Origin of the sequence: Streptomyces sp. NPDC059866, assembly GCF_042731325.1 — a bacterium.
Taxonomy (GTDB): domain Bacteria; phylum Actinomycetota; class Actinomycetes; order Streptomycetales; family Streptomycetaceae; genus Streptomyces; species Streptomyces flavusporus.
The window spans coordinates 1-3705 of the sequence record NZ_JBHWJT010000111.1 but is presented as its reverse complement, the minus strand read 5'-3'; the positions used below and the strand labels follow the sequence as shown (position 1 = coordinate 3705).

Annotated in this window: 4 protein-coding genes; 1 reads left to right on the top strand and 3 read right to left on the bottom strand. The window is 68.6% G+C overall.

Features of this window, described 5'->3' with window-relative positions; translation table 11 throughout:
• The coding region (locus tag ACFV7R_RS46820; protein WP_385276868.1) for a YbfB/YjiJ family MFS transporter at positions 1-704 on the top strand (704 nt) is incomplete at its 5' end.
• Positions 705-776: 72 nt separating this feature from the next.
• On the opposite strand, the gene ACFV7R_RS46815 is transcribed toward ACFV7R_RS46820, so the two are convergent.
• The 3 genes from ACFV7R_RS46815 to ACFV7R_RS46805 all read right to left on the bottom strand — a co-directional run bounded on the left by ACFV7R_RS46815 (position 777) and on the right by ACFV7R_RS46805 (position 2908).
• Positions 777-1247 (bottom strand): hypothetical protein, encoded by a 471-nt coding sequence (locus ACFV7R_RS46815; RefSeq protein ID WP_385276865.1) that lies wholly within the window; start codon positions 1245-1247, stop codon positions 777-779.
• A 219-nt stretch (positions 1248-1466) separates the two neighbouring features.
• Positions 1467-2582 carry an ISL3 family transposase gene (locus tag ACFV7R_RS46810; RefSeq protein WP_385276871.1) on the bottom strand — a complete coding sequence of 372 codons (1116 nt, stop codon included), beginning with the start codon at positions 2580-2582 and terminating at the stop codon, positions 1467-1469.
• Positions 2579-2908, bottom strand: a complete 330-nt coding sequence (locus ACFV7R_RS46805) for a transposase family protein (RefSeq protein ID WP_385276863.1) — start codon at positions 2906-2908, stop codon at positions 2579-2581. The genes ACFV7R_RS46810 and ACFV7R_RS46805 overlap by 4 nt, the downstream gene beginning before the upstream one ends.
• Positions 2909-3705 lie beyond the last annotated feature (797 nt).

Here is a 3705-nt window from a genome sequence, read left to right as displayed (position 1 = left end):
CGTTCCCTGCGCACTCACCACAACCCGGACACTCACTCATACACGCCAGATCACACTCGTGCGCTGTTCCGCGGCAGCAGTTCACACCCCCCGAAGGCATCGGCTACATCATCGCAGGCACCTTCCTCGTCGCCTCGATCACCCAGGACGCCCCCGGCTGGGTCGGTGCAGGGGCGTGGGTCGTCGTCGGACTGGCCGCGATCCCCGGTTCGGCCCTGTGGACGGCCCTGGCCCGGCGGTGGAGCCGCCCCACCCTGCTGGCGTTGGCCCTGATGCTCCAGGCCGCCGGTATCGCCCTCACCGGGCTGGTTCCCGGCAGCGTCAGCGCGCTCGTCGCGGCGGCTGCCTTCGGCGGCACGTTCGTGGGCATCACCTCCCTGGCACTGGCCCTCGGTGAGCACCTCCAAGTGCCGCGAGCCGTCGCGCTGCTGACGGCGGGCTACGGAATCGGGCAGATCATCGGCCCTCTGATCTCTCAACCTCTGCTGGAAACCGGCTACTCGGCACCCCTGCTGCTGGGGAGCGTCGTCCTGGCTGCCGCGACGGTGGCAGCCGCAGCGCTCAGGGTCCGCTACCCGCACCGGCTGGGCCACATGATCGAACCGTCCCGCCTGGCACGGAACCTGCCCACGTCGCGCCCATCACATGCTCACGCTCCCCACCCTCCCCACCCTCCCCACACCGTTCAAAACCGGATCAACTGACGAGGAAGAGCGGCTCTGGCCGAATTCAAGGCTCTGGCCGCAGTTCCGTGACGGACATCGCGGTGTTCACGACTATTCGGCCTTCCGGAGGCCGGCTTCGGCGACGCGCCGGTGATACTCGGCCTCAGCGGCCGTGTCCAGGAAGGTGACCGGGTGCCACCGGGCCCGGTCGTAGCCGTCGCTCTCGCGCCAGGGGTGAACGATGCCGCAGAGTTGGTTCCAGTACTCCGCGATCATGGTGAGTCGCCGCTTTTTCTTGGCGATCCGCTCGTCCTCGGTCGGCGAAGGGACGGGAGTGGGCGGTGGGGCCGAGCGGTTGCGGAGACGCCCTCTGTTGGGGCCGCGGATTTCTGATTCGAGCGCCAGCACGAGGGCGGACATCGCCTCAGCGAGAGCTGCGGCCGTGCGGTGCTCCTCCGTGTCGCCATCGTGAGCGCGCTCCAGTGATTCCAGACGGGGCGCCAGGAACTCCAAGATCGCCCAGGCGTCTTCCACCGTGACGTCCACGGCGTGGTGCAGCGTAGGCTCCGGATCGGTGGTCATCAGCGGGCTTCCCTTGTCGATGTGGCGTCGGCTCCGTATGGGTGGGATGCGTTGAGAATGATCATTCGTAAACAGCGGGACTGTAGGCGACGTGCCGGATGACCGTCCATCCTCCTCCGGACCTACTCGGCGATAGTCATGGTTGGGTGAGGATGCGGGTCCGCAGGAGGTCGAACGAGGCTCGGCCATACATTGCCCTCTTGAGCGTTTTCACCCGGTTCACGTGGCCTTCGACCACCCAGAGCTCCATGGCAGGGTGAGGCCGGCGGTGACGGCGTCGAGGTCCTGGCGGAGGAAGCCGGCGAAGCCCTTCATCGGCTTCGGCGCGTCCTGTTCGGCCTGCCGGATCCATTCCAACAGCAGGTGTCCGCGCCGGTGGCGGACCAGGTCGGCGAAGGCGCGGGCGAGGTCGCAGGCCCGGGTGATGTCCGGGCAGGCGAGCCGGACCTGAAGCAGCCGCTGGTCCTGGCTCTCGGTGAGCGACTCCCGGGGCCGCATGATCCAGGAAGTGATCTTTCGAGGGCTGGGGATATCGGCCCGGACCGGTTCGGCGGTGCCAGCGCGGAGGGCGGCGAGGTGTTTGCGGACGACTTGGCGGCTGCCCCGGTAGCCGCGGGCCTGGATCTCCAGGAACATGCGGGTGCCGCTGACCTGGCCTTGCGCCTCGGCGAAGCGGGTGTTCAGGTATGCCTTGAACGGCTCCAGGACCCCGTTGGGGCGGCGGTCGCGGGCGGAGGCAAGCAGTTGGTCAAGGTCAGTGTCGCGGAAGCGGCGGACGGTCTTGCGGTCGAGGTTCAGCCGACGGGCGATCGCACTGATCGTCCAGCGTTTCTCCAGCAGGCGGTGGAGGTCCTCGTAGCGGTGACGGGTGCGCTCGATGATCTGAGTGCGGGGCAGTTCCGCGGGAGGTAACAGCATCGGGGCCGCCTCGGGCACCTCGGGCCCCGTCTTCTCCTCGGCGTATTTGCGCAGGCAGTCACGGTGCTGGTGGCAGGTCTTCTCCACCGCGGCGGACAGGTTCTGCAACAGGTGCCAACGATCAGCGACTTCGAGGGCCTTGGGGGCGGCTTCCTTGACCGCCTTGGTGTAAGCGGTGGCCCGGTCCCGGCAGATGATCTCCGCGCCGGGATGGTCCTTGAGCCAGGCCGCGAACGTCTCGGAGGTGCGGTCGGGCAGCACGTCAACGACCCGGCCGACCTCGACGTCGACCAGAACGGTGCCGTAGGTGCAGCCCTTGCGGAAGGCGAACTCGTCCACTCCCAGCACCCGCGGGGCACGGTCCGGCACCGCCGGCGCCGCCAGCAGCCTGAGCAGCCGGGTCCGGCCCGCGGTCAGCCGCAGGCGTCGGCACAGCCGGGCGGCGGGACGGCCGCCGAGCTCGATCGCAGCCAGCCCGTCAGCCCGGTGCTGGAGCGGCGGTACCGCTCGGACAGGCCCGGTACCTGCTCGACGAACGTCGTGCGGGAACAGTTCTTCCGGTCGCAGAAGTACCGGCGCACCCGTAGCCGGACGATGACCCGGCGCGAGCCCAACGGCCGTTCGTCCAGGGTGCGTTGATACGTGCTGTGTATGCGCCTGGCCTGCTTGCAGCAGTTCGGGCACCGGCCTGGCCGAGCCGTCGACACTGCCTCCACCACCAGGACGTCGGAGGAGTCGTTCACCCCCTCCACCCGCACATCGATCCCGGGAAAAGCACATCCTCAACCGTCTTGCTCGCCACGGCAGGAAACACCCCGCCGAAACGATCCCGCGTTCCCGCTGGCCTGGGGATTCACGGAACTGCGGCCAGAGCCGTTTCCAAGAATCCCCATCAACGCCGCGACCGGCTACCTGGGCAGCTGGTCCCGCTCCACCGAAGGCCCCAGCGACGAGCTCGACACGCTGGCCACCTACCTGGAAGACGTCGCCGACATGCTCCAATCCCCGGCCCTGGCCACGCGGGACAAACCCGCCTGGTCGGTGGGGCGCTGGTGTGGGGCAGCAGGCTCGACCCCCCGCAGGAAGACCGGTGGCAGCCCCTGACCGGCTGACCGCACACGAGAAGGGGCCAGCCCTGTGGGCCGGCCCCTTCCTGCTTCATCTGCTGGCGCTCAGGCTACGTCAGCCGATCTTGCGCCACTGCAGGTCGTCGCGGTCGACGTGCAGTGCTCGAACCCCGAAGCACGCCAGCGGGCCGCCACCGCCACGTTCAGGTGTACGCCGACACCGACCGCCACGATCGCCCACCTGCGCGAGAGCACCGCCTCGGGCGACTACAGCTACTACGTCCACATCGCCCACCTCATGGCCGACCGCGCACTCCCTCAGCCTTCCGCCACCCACTGGCTCGATGGCGAAAAAGCGGTGCGCGGCCGACGGCGGACGCTACTGAGGTTTTCGGCCTAGGGTGACGGTGATCTCGCTGGCGGGTGTATTCCGGTGTCATGCGGTATCCCGATGGGGGTGGCCTGACCGCGAA

Coding starts and splice junctions, on each gene's coding strand:
- ACFV7R_RS46815 (WP_385276865.1), bottom strand. CDS start 1,247: ATGACCACCGATCCGGAGCCTACGCTGCACCACGCCGTGGACGTCACG.